The organism is Mycobacterium sp. SMC-17 (assembly GCF_045310915.1).
In the GTDB taxonomy this organism is placed as follows: domain Bacteria; phylum Actinomycetota; class Actinomycetes; order Mycobacteriales; family Mycobacteriaceae; genus Mycobacterium.
In genome coordinates this window covers 18,353-38,166 of the sequence record NZ_JBJIAK010000025.1, presented here as the reverse complement: position 1 = coordinate 38,166, position 19,814 = coordinate 18,353, and the positions used below count along the sequence as shown (strand labels likewise).

The following is a 19,814-nucleotide window of genomic DNA, read 5'->3' as shown; positions in this document are numbered from 1 at the left end:
CACCGACGTTCGCTGCAATCCAGCGACAATATTGCCGTATTGTAACGGTTGGGGCAAACGCAGCGGGGGGTTATGGGCGCAACTGGCCGTGACGGATCAACTCGTTGACCGACTCTTCCCAGCGCACCAACTCGGCCTCCGAGGTGAACGGCGCGGGCAGATGCCGGTCGAGGTGCCGGCGCAGGATTACCGACCCCAAGGTCACGATCAACGGATTCAATCCGGCCCAGACCACATCGAGTCCGTCGACCGCGTCTCCACTTTCGACCATGCGCTGCCACCGCTCGATGCCGCTGCGCGCCATCGCATCGAATATCGCCATCCCGCTGGGTGTTTCGGAAGCCACCGCCCGGCCCAGGTAGTCCATGACCACCAGGTGATCGGCGAGCAGACCACGTACCGCCCGACCGATCGTGGCCACCGAATCGGGGCCCGGAGCCGCGAGCGCGGCGAACAAAGTGCTGCTGATGAGCTTCATGGCCACGTCATCGACGGCCTTGATCAGCCCATCCTTGGTGCCGAAATGGTGCTGCACCAACCCGACCGAAACCCCGGCGCGGTCGGCCACCATCTGCAACGTCGCATCGGACGTGCCCCGCTGCGCAAACACCTGCAGAGCAGCATTGAGGATGCGGTCCTGCCGAGACTGCTGCAGCTGCGCCCTGTCGGCTATGTCATCCACAGGGGACATCCAACCACCGGATTCCCAAAACAACCGGTGAGTCGGGAACATACCGTTCGCATGAAAGTCGAATCGTATTCACAGTGGTCACAGGGTGAATGTGAGGTTGCGCGATGCTGCTTGATCCCGCGCCCAGGGTCCCCGGTACTCGAGCTTTCCGCCTTCAGCGCAGGGCCAACGCCCGGGGTCGGTTGACACTGCGCCCAGGGCCCTAATCACTCGAGCTTTTCCGCCCTCAGCGCAGGGTCAACGACGAGGTCTGCCGAATGTGCACACAGCGCCGCATGCGGGCAGATCCGTTGACCTGTATGCACATTCGCGGCCTGCAAAGCCTGACTCAGCCCTGACGACGCCACCAGCGGCGCCGTGCAGCCGGCGGCTCCCACACCGGAACCCCAACCGGCTCGACTTTTTCGGCGGCTTCCACCTTCGGTGCGGCATCCTCGACAGGCTCGGCGTCGGCTTCTTCGTCGTCGGTGCTGTCGTCAGCAGAGTCTCCGGATTCCGTTGCCTCGTCGGCTACTTCAGCAGCTTCGCCGTCGGATTCCTCGGCAGCTTCGGCCTCGACATCGGCGCTGTCATCGGCGTCAGCAACTGCCGTCTCCTCGGCCGCCTCGTCAGCTGACTCGTCGGATTCCGTTGTCCCCTCGGATTCCTCAGCAGCTTCGGCCTCGGCATCCTCGACATCAGCACTGTCATCGGCGTCGACGACCGCCGTCTCCTCGGCTGACTCGTCGGATTCCGTTGTCCCCTCGGATTCCTCAGCAGCTTCGGCCTCGGCATCCTCGACATCAGCACTGTCATCGGCGTCAGCAACCGCCGTCTCCTCGGCCGCCTCGTCAGCTGACTCGTCGGATTCCGTTGTCTCCTCGGATTCCGCGGCTGTCTCAGCCTCATCGCCAGCCAGGTCCTCGGCCTCGGTGTCGGACTCGTCTTCGGCTTCGACGTCGTCGGAATCGACTGTCTCCTCGACAGATTCGTCGGCGGAATCTTCTACGGCATCCTCGGCGTCGACCGCATCCTCATCCTCGTCGGACACCTCAGCGAGAGCTTCGGTCTCGTCGGACTGGGTCTCAGCGGCGTCGGCCTCGTCCGCGACATCACTGTCGGCGGCGGGTTCCTCGTCGTCGTCGTCCCCGGCAGCCGCACCAGCGCCGGCAGCAGCAGCACCAGCCCCCGCCGCGACAGCCGCGGGGACCTTCAGGACAGCTCCGCTGTCGAGCTCGATGACGTCGACGCCGTCGTCGGTACGCCGACCGGCGAGCGTCGACGGATCTTCACGGCCCCGCGGCGCCACCATCATGTAGACCACGGCACCGATGAATACGAACGTCGAGGTGAACGAGTTGACGCGGATACCGGCGATCAGCGTCGCGGTGTCGCTGCGCATCAGCTCGACGCCGAAGCGGCCGACGCAGTAGGCGGCGACGTACAGCGCGAACAGCCGGCCGTGGCCCAGCTTGAAGCGGCGGTCGGCCCACAGGAGGATGAAGAAAACCAGGAGGTTCCACAGCAATTCGTAGAGGAACGTCGGGTGCACGACCTCGTAGACCTGCCCCGTCGAGACCCCGTTGAGCAGGTGCGGGTTCACCACGCCGGAGCCGTCGCTGCGCTGGAAGATCTGCAGACCCCAGGGCAGATCCGTCGGGCGGCCGTACAGCTCCTGGTTGAAGTAATTGCCGAGGCGGCCGATGGCCTGCGCCAGGATGATGCCGGGAGCGACAGCATCACCGAACGCGGGCAACGGAATTCCGTGCCGGCGGCAGCCGATCCAGGCGCCGACGCCACCGAGTGCCACCGCACCCCAGATGCCCAGACCACCATCCCAGATGCGGACGGCGCCGGCGATGCCCGCGCCGCCCTCGGCGAAGTAGGTTCGCCAGTCGGTCATCAGGTGGTACAGGCGACCGCCGATGAGGCCGAAGGGCACTGCCCACAGCGCGATGTCGTAGATGACGCCCGGTTCACCACCGCGAGCGACCCAGCGGCGGTCACCGATGATCAGCGCGGCGATGATGCCGGTGATGATGCAGAGCGCGTACGCCCGGATCGGTACTGGCCCCAAGTGCCAGACGCCCTGGGCCGGACTCGGGATGTATGCCAGCAACGATGTGGTCACGCGGAAACTTTCTGTCGTACTCCGTGGGCCAGTTCTTCGGACAATGCTCGTACCGCGGGAATGCCGCCGTCGCCGAGCGCGGATACCAGCGCCGAGCCGACGATGACGCCGTCGGCGTAGGCCGCGATCTCGGCGGCCTGCTCGCGCGAGCGCACGCCGAGCCCGACACCCACCGGGATGTCCGACACGGCCCGCACGCGGGACACCAGCTCTGGCGCCATGTTCGACACCGCATCCCGCGCGCCGGTGACGCCCATGGTCGACGCGGCGTAGACGAACCCGCGCGAGGCCTGCACCGTGGCAGCCAGCCGCTCCGGGGTGGACGACGGCGCCACCAGGAAGATGCGGTCCAGGTTGTGGGCGTCGGAGACGCCGAACCATTCGTCGGCCTCGTCTGGGATGAGGTCGGGCGTGATGAGCCCGAGCCCGCCTGCCGACGCCAGGTCGCGCGCGAAGGCGTCGACGCCCCAGCGCAGCACGGGGTTCCAATAGGTCATGACGACGGCGTGCCCGCCGGCGTTGCTGATGGCCTCGACGGCCTTCAACGCGTCGCGGACGCGAACCCCGTTCTGCAGAGCGGTGTTGGTGGCGGCGGCGATGACCGGCCCGTCCATGCCCGGGTCGGAGTACGCGACGCCGACTTCGATGATGTCGCAACCGGATTCGGTCATGGCGACCATCGCATCGATCGAATTCTGCACATCGGGGTAGCCGGTCGGCAGGTAGCCGATCAGCGCCGAACGCCCTTCAGCGCGGCACGATTCGAACAATCCAGCCAGTCGGCTCATGACGCTTCCCCCGTCTCGCCGTCCATCAGCCCGAACCACTTCGCGGCGGTCTCGACGTCCTTGTCGCCGCGGCCGGACAGGTTCACCACGATCACCGAGCCGCGGCCCAGCTCGCTACCCAGTTTCAACGCGCCTGCAACGGCGTGCGCCGACTCGATGGCCGGGATGATGCCCTCGGTGCGGCACAGCAGGCCGAACGCTTCCATGGCCTCGGTGTCGGTCACCGGCCGGTACTCGGCGCGGCCGATGTCCTTGAGGTACGCGTGCTCGGGGCCGACGCCCGGGTAGTCCAAACCCGCTGAGATCGAATGGGATTCGATGGTCTGGCCGTCCTCGTCCTGCAGCAGATAGGAGAAGGATCCCTGGAACGCGCCCGGCGAGCCGCCGGTGAAAGTGGCGGCGTGCCTTCCGGTTTCGACACCGTCACCGGCTGCTTCGAAACCGACCAGACGCACGCCCGGGTCATCGATGAAGGCGTGGAAGACGCCGATGGCGTTCGATCCGCCACCGACACAGGCGGTCACCGCGTCGGGCAACCGGCCGGCCTGCTCCTGCACCTGGACCCGTGCCTCCATGCCGATGACGCGCTGGAAGTCGCGCACCATGACGGGGAACGGGTGCGGCCCGGCCGCAGTGCCGAAGCAGTAGTAGGTGTTGTCCGCGTTGGTGACCCAGTCGCGGAAGGCTTCGTTGATGGCGTCCTTGAGGGTCGCCGAACCGGCCTCCACCGACACCACGGTGCCGCCGAGCAGCCGCATCCGGGCGACGTTCAGCGCCTGCCGGGCGGTGTCGACCGCACCCATGTAGACGACGCACTCCAGGCCCAGCAGCGCGCAGGCCGTCGCGGTGGCGACGCCATGCTGGCCGGCGCCGGTCTCGGCGATGACGCGGGTCTTGCCCATGCGCTTGGCCAGCAGCGCCTGGCCGAGCACGTTGTTGATCTTGTGAGAACCGGTGTGGTTCAGGTCTTCCCGCTTGAGGAAAAGCCGCGCGCCGCCGGCGTGTTCGGACAGGCGCGTCGCTTCGTACAACGGCGACGGCCGGCCTGTGTAGTGCTGCTGCAGCCGGTCGAGCTCGTCGAGGAAGGTCTGGTCGGTGCGGACCTTGTCGTAGGCCGCGGTGACTTCCTCGATGACCGCCATCAGGGCCTCGGGCACCAGACGGCCGCCGTAGGCACCGAAATGCCCCTTGGCGTCGGGGTCGTGGCTCGTGGCTTCGGCGACCGCCGCGCTCATCCGCGGCAATTCAGTACCTGTGTGATCAGACATGAGAACTCGGGCTGCTTCTTCGCGCAGGAGCCCGCAATTCAGCGGGCTGGTTTCGGGCAGGACGGGTGCGTGCCGGCAGTCACCAGGTCGGCGACGGCGCTGCGGGGATCGCCACTGGTCACCAGGCCTTCACCGACGAGGACGGCGTCGGCGCCGGCACCGGCGTAGGCCAGCAGGTCGGCGGTGCCACGCACCCCCGACTCGGCGATCCGGATGATGTTGCTCGGCAGGCCGGGCGCGATACGGCCGAAGCAGTCGCGGTCGACCTCGAGGGTCTTGAGGTCACGGGCGTTGACGCCGATGACCTTGGCACCGGCCTGGATGGCGCGGTCCGCTTCTTCCTCGGTGTGCACCTCGACCAGCGGGGTCATCCCGAGCGACTCGGTCCGGTCGATCATCGAGGTCAGCACCGACTGCTCCAGCGCGGCGACGATCAGCAGCAGCATGTCGGCGCCGTGGGCCCGGGCCTCGTGAATCTGGTACGGCGTGACGATGAAGTCCTTGCGCAGCACGGGAATCGACACCGCGGCACGCACGGCGTCCAGGTCTGCCAGCGAGCCGTTGAAGCGACGCTCCTCGGTCAGCACGCTGATCACCCGCGCGCCGCCGGACTCGTAGGCCTTGGCCAGCTTGGCGGGATCATCGATCTGCGCCAGCGCCCCCTTGCTGGGGCTGGCCCGCTTCACCTCGGCGATGACGCCGATGCCCGGCTGACGCAGGGCGGCAAGCGCCTCCTTGGCGGCCGGCGCCTGCTTGGCCCGCTCTTTGACCTCGGTCAGGCTCAGCGCGGCTTCGCGGGTGGCAACATCAGCGCGAACTCCCTCGATGATGGAGTCGAGCACGGTCCCCGAAGTCATAACGCGTCGTCGTCCTTCCGTGCCGGTTCGGCAAGCCAGATGATCATCTCGAAGGGTAGTCGCCAGGGCGGCGCAGACTGCCACCGGGCCACACTCACGCGCGATCCGCCTTCGGCTCCTCGCTGACGCTCATTTGCTCCCGCCGTCGTTCTGGGTCGGATCGTGCCCCTCGTCGAGGGCGTCCCACATCATCCGTTCGGACATGCCGTCGGAGGCCTCCTCCTGCGCAGCTTCGCGCCGCGCGCCCGGCGCGGCGTACTTGGAGGTCGCCGGCGCAACCGCTCCCCGGCCGGCCGAGCGCATCAGCAACACGGCTCCGACCAGCGTCAACACTGCGGCAGCCAGCGTCACCCCGGCGCCCCAGTAGTGCCGCTGTGTCCCCACCAGGAACATGACCGCGATCTGCGCCATGTCGGCGGCGCGCACCGAGACGTCGGTGACCGCCCACAAGCTGATGGCCAGATACCCCATGCCCGCGCTCGCCACGGCGACCAGCAGTGCCAGCAGCCGCAGCGCCCAGCCCCGTACGGCCAGCGCCGCCACCGCGGCAGCTCCGGCCAACAGTGCCAGCGGGATGAGGGCCGTTGACCAGGCCGCGCCGGACAGCGTCGTCGTCTTCGGCTGGCCCAGCCCGTCGAACGACGACACGTCGACCCAGGGCAGCCGGGAGGCACCCCACAGCATCAGGGCGGCGACGAGCAGCAGCAGCTGGGCGGTGCGGGTGGTCCTCACGGCTCGCTCAGCGTCTCGGCGGCCGCGATCGCCGCCAGCACGGCCTTGGCCTTGTTGGACGACTCGTTGTACTCGTACGGCCCGTTCGAGTCTGCGACGACGCCGCCACCGGCCTGCACGTAGGCCGTGCCGCCACGCATCAGCGCGGTGCGGATCGCGATGGCGAAGTCGGCGTTGCCGGCGAAATCGAGGTACCCGAGCACACCGCCGTACAGGCCGCGGCGGGTCAGTTCGACCTCTTCGATGAGTTCCATGGCCCGGACCTTCGGCGCCCCCGACAGCGTCCCCGCCGGGAAACAGGCGGTGACGGCGTCCAGCGCGGTCTTGTCGTCGGCGAGGTGGCCGGTGACGGTGGAGACGAGGTGCATGACGTGGCTGTAGCGCTCGATGTGGCTGTAGTCCTCGACGCGCACGGTCCCGGGCTTGCAGACGCGGCCCAGATCGTTGCGGCCCAGGTCGACCAGCATGAGGTGCTCGGAGCGCTCCTTGTCGTCGGCCAGAAGCTCCTTTTCGAGGAGGACGTCGTCCTCTTCGGTGGCGCCGCGCCAGCGGGTGCCGGCGATCGGGTGGGTGGTCGCCACGCCGTCCGTCACCGTGACGAGCGCCTCCGGGCTGGAGCCGACCACCGAGAAGTCAAGGCCGCCTTCGGCATTGGGCACGTTGAGGAGATACATGTACGGGCTCGGGTTGGTGACCCGCAGGATGCGGTAGACGTCGATCGGGTCGGCGGCGGTGTCCAACTCGAACCGCTGCGAGGGCACCACCTGGAACGCCTCACCTGCCTCGATGTCGCCGACGAGCTTCTCGACGATGGCCGTGTACTCCTCGACCGTGCGCTGCTGGCGCGGTTGCGGCTGTGGCCGGCTGAAGGTCGCGATGCTCGACGGCAGCGGCTCCCCCAGCGCCTTGGTCATGACGTCGAGGCGGGAGACGGCATCGTCATACGCCCAGTCGACGCGCTCGTCGGTGCCGTTCCAGTTGACGGCGTTGGCGATGAGGGTGATGGTGCCCTCGTGGTGGTCGACGGCGGCCATGTCGGTGGCCAGCAGCAGCACCATGTCGGGCAGCTTGAGATCGTCTTTCGCCAGTTCGGGGAGGCGTTCCAGGCGCCGCACCATGTCGTAGGCGAAGTACCCCACCAGCCCGCTTGACAGCGGCGGCAGCCCCGGCACCGGCGCGGTCTGCAGCAGCGCCAGCGTGTCGCGCACCGCCTGCAGCGGGTCGCCGCCGCTCGGCGCGCCCTGCGGTGTGGTGCCGAGCCAGACGGCTTCACCGTCACGGACCGTCAGCGCCGAGGGCGCACCGGCGCCGATGAACGACCAGCGCGACCACGACCGCCCGTTCTCCGCCGATTCCAGCAGAAACGTGCCGGGACGGTTGGCGGCCAGCTTGCGGTAGGCCGACAACGGCGTCTCGCTGTCGGCGAGCACCTTGCGCGTCACCGGCACGACACGGTGCTCGGCGGCCAGCGCCTGGAATTCCTCACGTGAGGTCGTCTTCACGCGGTCATCCTCCCAGAAGTAGCGTGGCAACCATGAACGGTGCTATCAAGACGGGCGACGTGGTTCCGGATTTCTCTCTCCCTGACCAGACCGGGACGAACCGCAGCCTTACCGAACTGTTGGCGAATGGGCCGATCGCGCTCTTCTTCTACCCCGCGGCCATGACGCCGGGCTGCACCATCGAGGCCTGCCACTTCCGCGACCTCGCCGCCGAGTTCGCGGCCGTCGGCGCCTCCCGGGTCGGGATCAGCATGGACGCGGTGGAAAAGCAGGACAAGTTCGCCGAGAAGCACAGCTTCGACTACCCGCTGCTGTCGGACACCTCGGGTGCGGTGGCCGAACAGTTCGGTGTGAAACGTGGTCTGCTCGGCAAGCTGATGCCCGTCAAGCGGACCACGTTCGTCATCGACACCGACCGCACGGTGCTCGAGGTCATCGCCAGCGAGATCTCGATGGACTCTCACGCCGACAAGGCGCTCGAGGTGCTCAGGACGCGTTAGCCGCCCGGATCACCGCGGCCAGTGACGCGGTGAGCACCGAGTCGCTGCGGCCACAGGCCCAGCCGCCGCGATGTTCGAGGTAGGTGACCGCCGTCGCGCCGATGGACTGCTGCGTCAGGCCCAGAATCTCGACGGTCCGGCCCACGTCGGCCAGTGCCAGGGTCAGCGCTTCGACCGGACCGACGCCGCGATGTGTGCTCGTGTGCGCAATCCCGTTGACGGTCACGGTGATCTCGGTGGTCTCGTCGCTGTTGGTGTGCCAATCCTTCAGCTCGACGGGGCCGCCGCAGCCCAGGTAGGTCGCCTCGAACAAGTCGTACAGCTCAGCGGCCGTCACTTCGGTGCCACTGCCGTCGGTGTGGGCCTGGACATGGCGGGCGAAGTCGATCTGCAGCCGTCGGGGCAGGTCCAGTCCGTACCCGGTGTGCAGCAGATAGGCGATGCCGCCCTTTCCGGACTGTGAGTTGACCCGGATGACGGCGTCGTAGCTGCGGCCGATGTCGGCCGGATCGATCGGCAGATACGGTACGCGCCAATCGATTTCGCGTTCCGACTTGTTCTCCGCAGCGGCCCGGGCACTATGTTCGGCCAGGCCCTTCTTGATGGCGTCCTGATGCGTGCCGGAGAACGCGGTGTGCACCAGGTCGCCGACGTACGGATGCCGCTCGTGGATGGGCATCCGCGTGCAGTGCGCGACCGTGCGGGCGATCGCGTCGATGTCGGAGAAGTCGATCATCGGGTCGACGCCCTGCGCATACAGATTCAGCGCCAGGGTGGCGATGTCGACGTTGCCGGTGCGCTCGCCATTGCCGAACACGCAGCCCTCGACGCGTTGCGCCCCGGCCAGGACTGCCAATTCGGCACAGGCCACGCCTGTCCCCCGGTCGTTGTGCGGGTGTATCGACAGGATCACCGCATCGCGGCGGGCGAGGTTCCGGTGCATGTACTCGATCTGATCGGCATACACGTTGGGCGTCGCCACCTCCACGGTCGCAGGCAGATTCAGGATCACCGGCCGATCCGCGGTGGCGTCCCACAGCTGCGTTGCGGCGTCACAGAGTTCCAGCACATAATCGGGCTCGGTGAGGTTGAACACCTCCGGGGAGAACTGGAACCTGACGTTCGGCATGTCCTCCGTCAACGTCAGCACGTCGAGCGCGCCATGCAGGATCAGACTGCGCAGCTCGTCACGATCCTTGCCCAGCACGGTGTTTCGCCACGTCGGCGCGGTCGCGGTGTACATGTGGATGACGACGTCGTTGCGCATGCCCCGCACCGATTCGACGGTCCGCTCGATCAGGTCGCGGCGGGCCGGGGTGAACACCGCGATGGTGACATCGTCTGGTGCGATGTCGGTTTCGGCGAGCAGCCGGACGAAGTCGAAGTCGGTCTGCGAGGCAGACGGGTAGCCGACCTCGATCTCCTTGTAGCCGATGGCGACGAGCTGTTCGAAGAACTGACGTTTGCGATCGGGGTCCATCGGTTCAGCCAGGGCCTGGTTGCCGTCGCGCAGGTCGACGGGAACCCAGAGCGGCGCGGCGGTGATTCGGTTGTTGGGCCAATCCCTGTGTGCGATAGGGACTTCCACACGATTGAAGACATCGGTGTAGCGATGCCAGGGCATGGACGACGGTTGTTGACGGTTCCAGGTGGTGCTCATGAGTGGTCTGCTTTCGGTCAGGTGAGGAAGTGACCGGTCGCGACGAAGCCCCACGGCAGGGGGCCGGTCGTGTCAGACCCCGCCGCGGCAGCCAAGGAGGAGCACGCGCGTCATGATGGCTAGACTATACACAACTCCTCAGACAAGTAGAGAGGTTTCATGGTCGCGCAGGTACAGCGTCAACCCCTGGCGGCGCAAGCCGCACAGCTCCTGCTGACGCGCATCAAAGACGGCGAATGGGCACTGGGACAACGCCTTCCGGGTGAAACCACCCTGGCCGCCCAGCTCGGCGTCGGCCGCTCGACCCTGCGCGAGGCCATCCGCGAACTCGCCGGAAAAGGCGTCCTCGACAGCCGCCAGGGCGCCGGCGTGTTCGTCACCGCCCTCGATGTCCCCGACGACTGGGACACCGTGCTGCGCAGCGCGAACATCGCCTCGGTGATCGAAGCCCGCATCGCCATCGAGGCCGAGGGCGCGGCATTGGCGGCCACCCGCCGCACGCCGGCCGACATTCGCGTCATCCGGCGCACCCTCGCCGCCCGCGGCGTCACCGGCCAGTCGGTACCCGAACATGTGGACGCGGACATGGCATTTCACCGCGCGGTGATCGCTGCGGCCCACAACGACGTACTGATCCAGTTGTTCGACCTGTTCCTCCCCCGACTACGGCTCGCGATGATCGACATGCTCAAAATTCGCCCGATCGCCTCGGAGCCGTGCGACCACGCCCTACACCAGCAGCTCGCCGACGCCATCGTGGCGCGTGATCCCGCCGCGGCCGCCGACGCCAGCCGCACCCACCTGAGCACCCTGAAGGAATCGTTCTCATGACGCCGGTCCTCGAACTCGACCAGGTGACCTTCCGCCGCGAGGGCAAGCAGATCATCGACGGCATCTCGCTGACGGTCCAGGAAGGCGAGCACTGGGCACTGCTCGGCCCCAACGGCGCAGGCAAGATCACGCTGCTCGGCTTCTGCGGCGCGGTGACGTTCCCGACGACGGGTACCGTGCGGGTGCTGGGCGCACAGATGGGCCGGACCGACCTGGCCCCGCTGCGCCGGTCGATCGGCCACGTCAATCCACGGCACCGGTTGCAGTATCCGCTGACCGTCCGCGAGGTCGTGCTGACGGGCATCACCGGCACCATCGACATCGCGGCGCGCTGGACGCCGACCGCTGACGACATCGGGCGCGCCGACGCACTGATCGGCACCGTCGGACTAACTCACCGGGCCGACGCCGTGTGGCCCACGCTGTCGCAGGGCGAGCGGGGCCGGACCCTGATCGCCCGTGCCCTGATCGCCGAGCCACGGCTGCTGCTGCTCGACGAACCGACCACCGGCCTGGACGTGGCTGCCCGCGAACAGCTGCTGGAAACCCTTGACGCGCTGGAACATTCACACCCCGAGATGGCGTCGATCCTGGTGACGCATCATCTCGAGGAGCTGCCGACGTCCACGTCGCACGCCCTGCTGATCGCCGACGGCCGCACCATCGCGGTGGGCCCGGCGGTCGATACGGTAACGACCGATCATGTGACAGAGGCCTTCTCGCATCCGGTGACCGTCGGCTATGACGACGGCCGCTGGTCCGCACGCGCCTCCGCGAGTTCCCGCATCGGCTAGCTGGTAGGGATTCGTGCACGATTTTCCGCGCTCGCCGCGGAAAATCGTGCACAAATCACTGGGTAGCGAACTCCCGGGCCTGTAGGTAGGCGCGCCAGCCGCCGAACTCCGAGATGTCGGGTGCCGCGATGGCCGCCTCGTCGGCACACACGAACCCGGTCTCCCAGGACCCGTCGTCGAGCTCCACCGCCGCCAATCCCATGGGTGTCGGGAGGGCGGCAAGGAACTTCCCGAGCGCCGCGGGCGACAGCGACCAGCGCTCGACCTCGAACGCCCGCCCAACGCGCGGCACCCGCACCAGCGCGGGCTTACCGGACGGCAGCGCGGTCATCCGGTAGCGCTCGGCTGTGCGGGCCGGACCGTCCCACCGAGCCCCGAGATCGTGGAGCTGACCGGCCAGCGGCTGGTCCCGCAGATGCGCACCGGCGACCACCAGCGTCAGCACTCCGGCGCCGGCCCGCTCCGGCCAGGATGCCACCGCACCGCGCTCGCCGCCGGTCAGCCGGGCCGCGATGTCGGCCACCACCGCGTCGTCGAAGGCCCGGCCCAGCACCGTCACTCCGAATTGTGCTGTGGTGCCATCTGGTTCGGCGATCTCGCCGGCGGGTACCGCGACGCCGCACATGTCGAACAGATTGCAGAAATTGGTGTACGTGCCGATCCGGGCGTTGACGCCGACCGGGTCGGCCGCCACCTCGGCGAGCGTCGGCTGCAAGGGTGCGGTGGGGACCAGCAGTGCGTCGCACTCCCCCAACTCACGGAAGGCCCGCTCCCGCAGGCGGTCCAACTCGCGACGGTCACGCAACAATCCCGTCGCCGAATGGCTGCCTCCGGCCCTGATGATGGCCGCCACCGTCGGATCGAGGCCGGCGTCGTCACCGGCGCCACTGATGAAGTCCCCCACCGCTTCCGTGCGCTCGGCGACCAGTGCACCGTCGTACAGCAGCCGGGCGGCGGCCAGGAAATCGGTCAGATCGATGGGCACGATGCGCATCCCGGCGTCCCGCGCGGCGTCGACGGCCCGCTGGAACGCGGCATCCCAGCCGGGAGCCATCGCGGGCAGTTCGGTCGGAACCGCCAGGGTCGGGGCGGCGGGCGCGGCGAACCGGGTCGAGGCCGGCCACGGCCGCTGCGTCGTCGTCGCCATGACGGCCATGGCCTGCTCCGCGGTGGTCAGGTCGCGCGCGAGGATCGTCACGCAGTCGTAGCTCGGGCAGGCCGGGACGACGCCGGTGGTCGACACCAGACCTATCGTCGCCTTGATGCCGACCAGTTTCTGGTACGCCGCGGGCACCCGGCCCGATCCCGCGGTGTCCGTGGCGATTCCGATGTCGGCCGCGCCGATGGCCACCGCGACCGCCGAACCCGACGATGAGCCGCCCGAGATCCGGTCCGGCCGCCGCGCGTCACGGACCGCGCCGTAGGGGCTGCGGGTGCCGACAAGTCCGGTGGCGAACTGGTCCAGGTTGGTCTTGCCGATCACCACCGCACCGGCCGCCCGCAGCGCCGCCACCACGGGAGCGTCGGCATCCGGGGTGTAGGCGTAGCCCGGGCATGCCGCGGTGGTCGGCAGGCCGGCGACGTCGACGTTGTCCTTGACGGCCAACAGCTGACCGGCCAGCGGACCCTGCGCCTGCGCGACCTCCTGGCGCACCGCGGCTTCGTCACGCACGGTGATGAAGGCTTCGGGCCGCTGTGCGATGGCCGCGAACGCGGCACCGATCCGGTCCGTCATGCGACCTCCTGTCCTGTTGTGGCACCTGAATCTGATTGGTCGCACTCCTCATCGCGGCTCGTTCCTCGCCGCTTGATCGTCGCGCTCCCGGGCTTCTTGCGTGCGCCGATCTCTCCGCTGGCCTCCCAGCGGGCCCGCTCCTCGTTGCGGGCGGTGGTCATCCGCTGTCGCACGGCGGCGATGTCGTCGGCCTCGCGCGACAGGAAGTTCAGATAGTCCGCAATGCGGAACTCACCCTCGGTGATGTCGACGGTGCCGCGCCCGGCAGCGACGTCAGCACGCAGATCGGTCAGTTCATCGGAGGACACCGGATACCACGACACCTGGTCGAAGAACCGCAGCAGCCAGGGCTGTTCGGGCTCGAAACCGGGCGCGGACAGCGGGTATCGGTGGTTCCACACCTGGGTGGTACGGCCCATCAGCTGGTAGCCGCCCGGGCCTTCCATACCGTAGATGCAGAGATAGGCACCACCGATACCCACCGCATTCTCCGGAGTCCAGGTACGCGCCGGGTTGTACTTGGTGGTGACCACCCGGTGCCGGGGATCGACGGGGGTCGCGACCGGGGCGCCCAGGTAGACGTCGCCCAGGCCGAGCACGAGATAGCTTGCCGCGTGGACGATGTCGAACACCTCCTGGTGGGATTCCAGGCCGTTCATGCGGCGGATGAACTCGATATTGCTGGGGCACCACGGGGCGTCGTCGCGCACGCCGTTCTGGTACCGCTCGATGGCCAGCCGGATGGTGGGGTCGTCCCAGCTCAGCGGCAACCGCACCGAGCGGCTCGGCAGCACCAACCGGTCGACGGGCCCGAGCGCGGACTCGATGTCGAGCACGAAGGCGGTCATCGTCTGGTGGTCGGTGAGCGCGGCGTCGAACTTGACCTGCAGCGAACGGATTCCGGGTGTCAGGTCGATGATCCCGCGGGGGCGGTGGGCCTCGATCGCGGTGTGCAGCGCGTGCACCCGCGCCCGCAGCACCAAATCCAGTGTCATCGTTCCGTATTCGACCAGGAGGTTGTCATCACCGCTGCGGCGCAACGTCATCGACGTCGTCCCGTCGCCGGTGACGCCGCGGTGCAGGACGCCGTCGTCGCCGTCACCGCGGGGACTGCGCACCACGGGCGAGGCCGCCCGTCGCGACATACCGAGGGCTGCCAGCGGTGCGGCGGCACTGGCCCGCACCGGGACGAAGCGCACCCGGTCGCCGGGGGTCAGCTGGCCGAGCTTCCAGCGATCGGCAGATGTCACCGTCACCGGGCAGACGAAGCCGCCGAGGCTGGGGCCGTCCGGGCCGAGCAGGATCGGGGTGTCACCGGTGAAGTCCAGGGCGCCAACCGAATACGGCGTGTCGTGGATGTTGGAGGGATGCAGGCCCGCCTCACCGCCGTCGGGCCGGGTCCACTGCGGCTTGGGCCCGACCAGGCGTACGCCGGTGCGGTCCAGGTTATGGTCGACCAGATACGTGGCCTCGTAGAGGGTTTCGATGTCGGCCCGGGTGAAGAACTCCGGCGCCCCGTGCGGTCCTTCGGTGACCGCCAGGCGCCACTCGTGGCCGATCGACGGGACCTCCTCGTCGGTGAGCCGGCGCGGACGCCCCACCGCGGCACCCAGGTCGAGGCGGTCACCGGCGGCCAGCGCGCGGCCGAGGGCGCCGAACTTGCCGAGCGTGAACGTCGAGCGCGAGCCGAGGTAGGCCTCGGCCTCGATGCCGCCGGCCACCGCGATGTAGATGCGCATCCCGACGCCCTGCACCGCACCGATCTCGAGCACACCGCCCTCGGGCACCGCGATGGGTGCCCACTGCCGCGCCGGCACCCCGTCGAGCGTCACCGAGACCGGGGCACCCGTGACGCAGACGACGGTCGCCTCATCGAATCCCAGTGTCGGACCGGCCATCGTCGCCTCCAGGCCGGGCGCGCCCTCGGCATTACCGACCGCGAGGTTGGCCAGCCGCAGCGACAGGTCGTCCATCGGACCTGACGGCGGCACGCCCACCTGCCAGTAGCCGATGCGGCCCGGCCAGTCCTGGACGGTGGTGCTCGGCCCGGGTCGAAGCACGGTGACGGTCATGGGCGGGTGACGATCATCCGCACCGGCGTCGGATCGAAGCCGTTGCACGGGTTGTTGATCTGCGGGCAGTTGGACACCAGCACGAGGACGTCGGTGTCGGCGCGCAGCGCGACCCGCAGCCCCGGCGCCGACAACCCGTCGACGATGCCGAGGGTGCCGTCGGCCTCGACCGGCACGTTCATGAAGAAGTTGAGATTCGGTGCCAGATCGCGTTTTCCGAGGCCGTAGCGCGCGCCTTCGATCAGGAAGTTCTCCACGCAGGCGTGCTGGTGACGGGTGTGGTGGCCGTAGCGCAGGGTGTTGGACTCCTGCGAGCAGGCGCCGCCGACGGTGTCATGGTTGCCCACCTCGTCGGCCACGACGGTCATCAGTGCCCCACCGTCGCTGTCCCGCAACACCGTTCCGGTGCCGACGAACAGTGACCGCTGCGCCGTGATGGTCGTCTGGGCGCTGTAGCGCTGCGACGTGTCGTGCGCCCCGTAGATCAGGGTGTCGACGGCCTGGTTGCCGTGCAGGTCGACGATGGTCAGCACATCGCCTTCCTTGATGATCGCCGACCAGGGGCCGCGGGCGTCGACGATCTCGTCGAGGATGGTCGTGCCGGAAACCAGCGCGGGGACCGAGTCGATGGCGGTGCTCATGCGGATGCTCCTTCGGTGAGATGCAGTGCGGTCCAGAAGTCTTCGGTGTTGCGGTGGGCGCGTTCGTATTCGGGCCCGATGGTCTCGGCGCGGGCGGCGAGCTCGGCGAGGTCGCCAGGAGCGGACCAGGCCAGGACCTCCAGGTCGGAGGTGTTGAAGCTCGGCTCGGGGTCGAGCGGGTGCGCGGTGTTGGCGATCGCCACGATCACCGGCAGGTGCACGATCAGTTCGACAGCGGTGCCGGGACCGGCCGAGCCCGTCGACTCGAGCTGACCCGCATCGTCGGCACGGACGCCGTGGAAGAACGACACCCCGGGGCCGACGTCGCGCGGTCCGAGGCCGTGCTTGAGCGCGGCGAGCACCAGGAGCTCGCGGCCGGCCGGGCTGTCCGAATGCGCGGTGCCGGCTCCGTAGCGGGCTTCGTTCTGGGCGCGGGTTGTGGTGCCGCACAACGCGTCATGGTGACCGGACGTGTCGGCGACGATGGTCGCCAGGACCCGTCCCTGGTCGTCGAGCAGCGGATGTCCGGTACCGAGGTACGCCTGCCACGGCACCTTGACGGTGTCGGCGGTGTTGAGCCGCTCCCATGGGGCGTCGGCGCGCCACAGCAGCAGGTGCGCGCACGCGCGGCCGTCGATGTCGGTGAGCCGCAACCGGGTTCCGCGGGCCAGCACCTTGCTGCTGTAGCGACCGCCGGGCACCGTCTCGGCCCAGGTCAGGCGGGCGGCGTCGACACCGGCGGGCGGCGTCGGCCACAGCGACGCCGGGACGACGGGCATGGCTGCCGTGTGAGTGCCGGCTTGGGCGCGGGCGTGCGCACGGGCGGCAGCGGTTGTTGAGGTGGACGAGACAGTCACGAGAATCCTTTCGGCAGTTGCGGATTGGACGAGGTCAGAGCGAACCGACGGGGCGGGGGTGTTCCCGTCGGTACGGGAAGCACAGGGCACCGAGCGCGACGATGGCAACGATGGTGAACGGCCCGGCCCAGACGAGCAGCGGCATGGTGCCGGTCGGGTCGTAGATTTCCGGGCGCGGCCAGGCCAGGTTGATCACCATCGCCACGCCGTACACCACGGCGAACACGTTGATCGGCAGGCCCCAGCGGCCCATCGAGAACAGTGGCCGGCCGCCGGCGTCAGTGACCGTTGCATCCCAACGCATTCCGCGCAGTCGGTGCGCCAGGAGCGGTGCGGTCACCAGCAGGTAGGCGATGTAGATCGCGATGATGCAGACGCTGGCGAGGGTCGCGAAGATCGCGGAGTTGCCGACGTTGACCAGCAGCACGCCGACACAGGCGACACCGACCACGATGGCCGGCGGAATGGGCGTCCCAGTAGCCGGATTGACGCGGGACAGCAGTGACGAGAACGGCAGCCGGTGGTCGCGTGCCATGGAGAACATCAGACGGGTGGCGGCGGTCTGAATGGCCAAGGTGCAGATGAAGATTGCAATGGCGACGTCGACGAGGAGCAAGGTCCCCCACGGCGAGGACAGCACCGCGCCCAGCACGTAGGGCAGGCCCTCGGTCGCCAGGCGCCCATCGGTCAGGCTCGGGGCGGCCATCAGGGCGCCGATGATCATCAGACCACCGCCGAGCGCGGAGACGGTGAGCGCCGAGCGGATGGTGCGCGGGGCGACCCGGCGCGCGTCGCGGGTCTCCTCGGCGAGTTCACCGGCCGACCCGAAGCCGACCATGACGTATGCGGCCATGAGGCCGGAGGCGATCCACGCCCAGCCGTACCCGGGACCCGCTGCGCCGGTGTCGAAAACGACCTGGGGACCACGCTGTGCATGGGTGAAGAACACGCCGACGACCGCGATGACGCCGACGATCTCGCAGCAGACCCCGATGGTCGCGACTCGCGACATCCAGCGGACGCCGATGCAGTTGATGGTGGTGGTGATCACCAGCAGCGCGGTACCCAGCAGCACCGCGTTGGCGGCGCCGTCCGCGGACGTGAGAGCGGTGTCGGTGCCGATGATCTGGAAACCCGACCACACCGCCGGCAGCACCACCTGCAGCGCGATGGCCGCGGCCGACGCCGTGATGATCTGCGCGAGGATCATGAACCAGCCGCCGAACCAACCGACCACCTCACCGCCGAGGCGACGGGCCCACTGGTAGATGGCGCCAGAGATCGGGTACCGCGCGGCGAGTTCGGCGAAGCACAGGGCCACGGCAAACTGGCCGATGAATACCGCAGGCCAGGTCCAGAAGAACGCCGGACCGCCGAAACTGTATCCGAGGCCGAACAATTGGAAGATCGTGGTCAGGATCGAGACGAACGAGAAGCCGGCCGCGAACGAGGCGAACTTGCCCAGCGAGCGGTGCAACTGTTGGTCGTAGCCGAACTCGGCTAGATCGTCGTGATCCGCCGGCGACGTGTTGGTCAATGTCATCCGATCCCGCTTCTTCAAAGATTAATACCTGTCAAATGACAGAATTAATGCGAAGCGTGACGCAGATGGGTCACCGACGTTTCCGGCGTGGGTCGCGGTGTAACAGTTGGGTTTCGTGCGAGCCGACGCTGCGCGGATGACCGCAGGTGGCACAGTAGTGGCATGAGCCGCCCCGGCCGCCCCCGTCATCGCGATGCCCTACGCCCCGGCAGTACCGCCGTCGAGCAGATCCTCGACGCCGCCGGAGAACTGTTCGTGACGCAGGGGTTTACCGTGACCTCGACGCGGTCCATCGCCGAGGCGGTCGGCATCCGGCAAGCCTCGCTGTACCACCACTTCCCCAACAAGGAAGCCATCCTCGAAGCACTGCTCGGCGCAACGGTGGTGCCGTCACTGGAATTCGCACGGCGCGTGACACGCTCGGTGGACGATCCACGGGCGGCGCTGTGGGCGGTGACTGCCGGTGACGCGGCCAACCTGCTGTCCGTGCCGTGGAACCTGGGCCGGCTCTATCTACTGCCGGAGGTCGACGGCATCGAAGGCTTCCACCGCAGACGCCGCGAGCTGCACGCCGTGTACCGCGAGCTGGCAGTCGACGTCGTGGGCGGCGACGAATTCCGGTGCGGGCTACCGGTGCGCCTGACCGAGACCGTCATCGCGCAACGGGTCGACGATCCGGGCATTGCCGGTGACGAGGTGGCAGCCGATATCGCCGACGCGGCGCTACGGGTTCTGGGTGTCGACGTCGACGACGCACTGCGGGCCGACGGACGTGCTCTGGTCGAACAACACCTGCCCGTCCCGGATTAGGACTCGGGGGCGAGCAACTGGTCTGCGTCGAAACAGCTGTGGTCGCCGGTGTGGCAGGCACCGCCGACCTGGTCGACCTCGAGCAACACGGCATCGCCGTCGCAGTCCAACCGCACCGAGTGCACGTACTGCGTGTGGCCCGACGTCAGACCTTTGACCCACTGCTCACCGCGCGAGCGCGAAAAGTACGTCGCCTCACGGGTTTCCAGGGTGCGGGCCAGCGCGTCGTCGTCCATCCAGGCGACCATCAGCACGTCGCCGGTGCCGCGCTGCTGCGCCACGGCGGTGAACAACCCGGCCTCGTTGCGCTTGAGTCGGGCGGCGATATTCGGATCGAGGCTCATGGCAGTCTCCAGGTGACGGCGGACCTGCCTGCGCCCGGCGTGTCGGCCCCCCGCGTGTCGGCGCTCCTGTCACACGTTC

At 68.4% G+C, this 19,814-nt stretch carries 18 protein-coding genes; 4 read left to right on the top strand and 14 right to left on the bottom strand.

The window, feature by feature from the left end; genetic code table 11:
- Positions 1 to 70 precede the first annotated feature (70 nt).
- From ACJH7A_RS17220 to ACJH7A_RS17190, 7 genes are all read right to left on the bottom strand, one after another.
- A complete protein-coding gene (locus ACJH7A_RS17220) occupies positions 71 to 691 on the bottom strand; it encodes a TetR/AcrR family transcriptional regulator (RefSeq protein WP_073694291.1) in 621 nt (206 codons plus the stop codon).
- Positions 692 to 1,019: 328 nt separating this feature from the next.
- The gene (gene lgt, locus ACJH7A_RS17215) at positions 1,020 to 2,801 is read right to left on the bottom strand and encodes a prolipoprotein diacylglyceryl transferase (protein ID WP_406802408.1); all 1,782 of its coding nucleotides are present in this window, start codon (positions 2,799 to 2,801) and stop codon (positions 1,020 to 1,022) included.
- The gene (gene trpA / locus ACJH7A_RS17210) at positions 2,798 to 3,589 is read right to left on the bottom strand and encodes a tryptophan synthase subunit alpha (protein ID WP_406802407.1); all 792 of its coding nucleotides are present in this window, start codon (positions 3,587 to 3,589) and stop codon (positions 2,798 to 2,800) included. The genes lgt and trpA overlap by 4 nt, the downstream gene beginning before the upstream one ends.
- Positions 3,586 to 4,857 (bottom strand): tryptophan synthase subunit beta, encoded by a 1,272-nt coding sequence (trpB, locus tag ACJH7A_RS17205; protein WP_406802406.1) that lies wholly within the window; start codon positions 4,855 to 4,857, stop codon positions 3,586 to 3,588. Before trpB ends, trpA begins: the two co-directional genes overlap by 4 nt.
- A gap of 38 nt (positions 4,858 to 4,895) precedes the next feature.
- Positions 4,896 to 5,714, bottom strand: coding sequence for an indole-3-glycerol phosphate synthase TrpC (trpC, locus tag ACJH7A_RS17200; RefSeq protein ID WP_073694234.1), 819 nt, complete (start codon positions 5,712 to 5,714; stop codon positions 4,896 to 4,898).
- 129 nt (positions 5,715 to 5,843) lie between these two features.
- Positions 5,844 to 6,446, bottom strand: coding sequence for a TIGR02234 family membrane protein (locus ACJH7A_RS17195; protein WP_406802405.1), 603 nt, complete (start codon positions 6,444 to 6,446; stop codon positions 5,844 to 5,846).
- Positions 6,443 to 7,978: an anthranilate synthase component I gene (locus ACJH7A_RS17190; protein WP_406802404.1), complete on the bottom strand. Its 1,536-nt coding sequence runs from the start codon at positions 7,976 to 7,978 to the stop codon at positions 6,443 to 6,445. The genes ACJH7A_RS17195 and ACJH7A_RS17190 overlap by 4 nt, the downstream gene beginning before the upstream one ends.
- A gap of 14 nt (positions 7,979 to 7,992) precedes the next feature.
- On the opposite strand from ACJH7A_RS17190, the gene ACJH7A_RS17185 reads away from it, so the two are divergent.
- Entirely contained in the window at positions 7,993 to 8,448 is a 456-nt protein-coding gene (locus ACJH7A_RS17185; RefSeq protein ID WP_406802420.1) for a peroxiredoxin, read from the top strand.
- On the opposite strand, the gene ACJH7A_RS17180 is transcribed toward ACJH7A_RS17185, so the two are convergent.
- Positions 8,435 to 10,108 (bottom strand): 2-isopropylmalate synthase, encoded by a 1,674-nt coding sequence (locus ACJH7A_RS17180; RefSeq protein WP_406802403.1) that lies wholly within the window; start codon positions 10,106 to 10,108, stop codon positions 8,435 to 8,437. The two genes, ACJH7A_RS17185 and ACJH7A_RS17180, sit on opposite strands and share 14 nt — an antisense overlap.
- A gap of 159 nt (positions 10,109 to 10,267) precedes the next feature.
- Between ACJH7A_RS17180 and ACJH7A_RS17175 the strand changes: the two genes are divergently transcribed.
- Together ACJH7A_RS17175 and ACJH7A_RS17170 are read left to right on the top strand one after the other, a co-directional pair.
- Positions 10,268 to 10,939 carry a FadR/GntR family transcriptional regulator gene (locus tag ACJH7A_RS17175; RefSeq protein WP_073694231.1) on the top strand — a complete coding sequence of 224 codons (672 nt, stop codon included), beginning with the start codon at positions 10,268 to 10,270 and terminating at the stop codon, positions 10,937 to 10,939.
- Positions 10,936 to 11,733 carry an ABC transporter ATP-binding protein gene (locus ACJH7A_RS17170; RefSeq protein WP_406802400.1) on the top strand — a complete coding sequence of 266 codons (798 nt, stop codon included), beginning with the start codon at positions 10,936 to 10,938 and terminating at the stop codon, positions 11,731 to 11,733. Before ACJH7A_RS17175 ends, ACJH7A_RS17170 begins: the two co-directional genes overlap by 4 nt.
- Positions 11,734 to 11,788: 55 nt before the next feature.
- Here ACJH7A_RS17170 and atzF read toward each other — a convergent pair whose 3' ends face one another.
- The 5 genes from atzF to ACJH7A_RS17145 are packed head-to-tail and all read right to left on the bottom strand — an operon-like array spanning position 11,789 to position 18,581.
- Entirely contained in the window at positions 11,789 to 13,468 is a 1,680-nt protein-coding gene (gene atzF, locus ACJH7A_RS17165; RefSeq protein WP_406802399.1) for an allophanate hydrolase, read from the bottom strand.
- Positions 13,465 to 15,540 carry a 5-oxoprolinase/urea amidolyase family protein gene (locus ACJH7A_RS17160; RefSeq protein ID WP_406802398.1) on the bottom strand — a complete coding sequence of 692 codons (2,076 nt, stop codon included), beginning with the start codon at positions 15,538 to 15,540 and terminating at the stop codon, positions 13,465 to 13,467. The genes atzF and ACJH7A_RS17160 overlap by 4 nt, the downstream gene beginning before the upstream one ends.
- Positions 15,537 to 16,181: an urea amidolyase associated protein UAAP2 gene (locus ACJH7A_RS17155; protein WP_406802397.1), complete on the bottom strand. Its 645-nt coding sequence runs from the start codon at positions 16,179 to 16,181 to the stop codon at positions 15,537 to 15,539. Before ACJH7A_RS17155 ends, ACJH7A_RS17160 begins: the two co-directional genes overlap by 4 nt.
- Positions 16,178 to 17,038, bottom strand: coding sequence for an urea amidolyase associated protein UAAP1 (locus ACJH7A_RS17150; RefSeq protein ID WP_406802396.1), 861 nt, complete (start codon positions 17,036 to 17,038; stop codon positions 16,178 to 16,180). The genes ACJH7A_RS17155 and ACJH7A_RS17150 overlap by 4 nt, the downstream gene beginning before the upstream one ends.
- A 34-nt stretch (positions 17,039 to 17,072) precedes the next feature.
- Positions 17,073 to 18,581 (bottom strand): amino acid permease, encoded by a 1,509-nt coding sequence (locus ACJH7A_RS17145; RefSeq protein ID WP_073694225.1) that lies wholly within the window; start codon positions 18,579 to 18,581, stop codon positions 17,073 to 17,075.
- Positions 18,582 to 18,743: 162 nt separating this feature from the next.
- Here ACJH7A_RS17145 and ACJH7A_RS17140 point away from each other — a divergent pair, with 162 nt between their 5' ends.
- Positions 18,744 to 19,391, top strand: a complete 648-nt coding sequence (locus tag ACJH7A_RS17140; protein WP_406802395.1) for a TetR/AcrR family transcriptional regulator — start codon at positions 18,744 to 18,746, stop codon at positions 19,389 to 19,391.
- On the opposite strand, the gene hisI is transcribed toward ACJH7A_RS17140, so the two are convergent.
- The gene (gene hisI / locus ACJH7A_RS17135; protein ID WP_073694223.1) at positions 19,388 to 19,735 is read right to left on the bottom strand and encodes a phosphoribosyl-AMP cyclohydrolase; all 348 of its coding nucleotides are present in this window, start codon (positions 19,733 to 19,735) and stop codon (positions 19,388 to 19,390) included. The two genes, ACJH7A_RS17140 and hisI, sit on opposite strands and share 4 nt — an antisense overlap.
- Between the last annotated feature and the right edge of the window lie 79 nt (positions 19,736 to 19,814).